The 1123-nt window shown below is 51.0% G+C and carries 2 protein-coding genes and 1 tRNA gene; 1 reads left to right on the top strand and 2 read right to left on the bottom strand.

Annotation, left to right across the window (positions count from 1 at the left end; genetic code table 11):
• The first annotated feature begins 69 nt into the window (after positions 1 to 69).
• Positions 70 to 159, top strand: a tRNA-Ser gene (locus VZ95_RS19620).
• Positions 160 to 345: 186 nt separating this feature from the next.
• Here the strand turns inward: VZ95_RS19620 and VZ95_RS28400 are convergent.
• Together VZ95_RS28400 and VZ95_RS27590 are read right to left on the bottom strand one after the other, a co-directional pair.
• Positions 346 to 798, bottom strand: a complete 453-nt coding sequence (locus VZ95_RS28400; protein ID WP_269747134.1) for a winged helix-turn-helix domain-containing protein — start codon at positions 796 to 798, stop codon at positions 346 to 348.
• The coding region (locus VZ95_RS27590) for a response regulator transcription factor (protein ID WP_269747133.1) at positions 773 to 1123 on the bottom strand (351 nt) is incomplete at its 5' end. The genes VZ95_RS27590 and VZ95_RS28400, both read right to left, overlap by 26 nt.

Below are 1123 nucleotides of genomic sequence, written 5' to 3'. Positions count from 1 at the left end.
AGGACCGCTGCCGGTCCTGGACCTGCACTCTTGACGGAACCCAGGCGGCTTCGCTAGGGTCCGCCCCACGGATGGGTGGCCGAGGGGTTTAAGGCAGCGGTCTTGAAAACCGCCGAAGGTGTGAGCCTTCCGTGGGTTCGAATCCCACCCCATCCGCCATACTCGGCGCTACGATAGAGCGCGAACTGGGCATCCTAAAAGACTAATTCCGCCGGTTCCTAAAAGGGCGCAAATAGCGCTTCAATTTCCACCCAACTCATCATCCGTTGAAAAACCTAAGACATTTGAAAAAATATACAGATACAAACCTTATTTCTATCAACCTCAAAGCTTTTTCAGCCGTTCTTAACTGGCATCGATACGGTATCCAAGCCCCCTTTGTGTTTGAATCAACCGTTGAGAATGCCCTTGGTCGATCTTGCTACGCAGTCGACCAATATATACATCGACCACATTAGTCAGAGGATCCTCATTCATACCCCAAATATTAGACAGGATTCTTTCCCGGCTAAAGAGTTTACCGGGTGCGCTCAATAAGAGTTCGAGCAAAGCCAATTCTTTGGCGGTTAGCGAGATGGGCTGGCCTCCGCGTGTAACCCGCATCGTCGAACGGTCAAGCTCAAGATCTGCAAGGCGCAGCACCGTTTGGGGTGCCGCACTGAGTTCGCGGCTGCGCCGACTGAGTGCCTCGAGCCGCGCAAGCAGCTCGTCAAAATCGAAGGGCTTGCACAGATAATCATCTGCACCAAGCCGCAAACCGGCAATCCGATCTTCAACGGTTGTTAAGGCCGTCAGCATGAGAACCGGAAGCTGAATCAACGCGGCTCGAAGCGTTTTGGCATACCTCAAGCCCGCTAATATCAGGCAACATCAGATCGAGAATGATAATCGTCGGCAAACCGGAATTTCTGAAATTCTGCCAAGCCTCTTGGGCGAAAATAATACCCTCGTGCCCTTCCTGAGTAACGCGTACTTGCATGCCTTCCGCGCGCAATCCACGCTGCAAGAAGTCTGAAATTCTCCGATCATCTTCGATGATAAGAATATTCATCATGAAACTCCAATTTTTATATTTACAAGCGGAAGTATCGTGATGGCAAGAGTTCCACTGGCTGATTGTTCC

It is taken from the genome of Elstera litoralis (assembly GCF_000963705.1).
Taxonomy (GTDB): domain Bacteria; phylum Pseudomonadota; class Alphaproteobacteria; order Elsterales; family Elsteraceae; genus Elstera; species Elstera litoralis.
The sequence above is the reverse complement of the archived record's forward strand: the minus strand, read 5'-3'. Positions and strand labels throughout refer to the sequence as shown.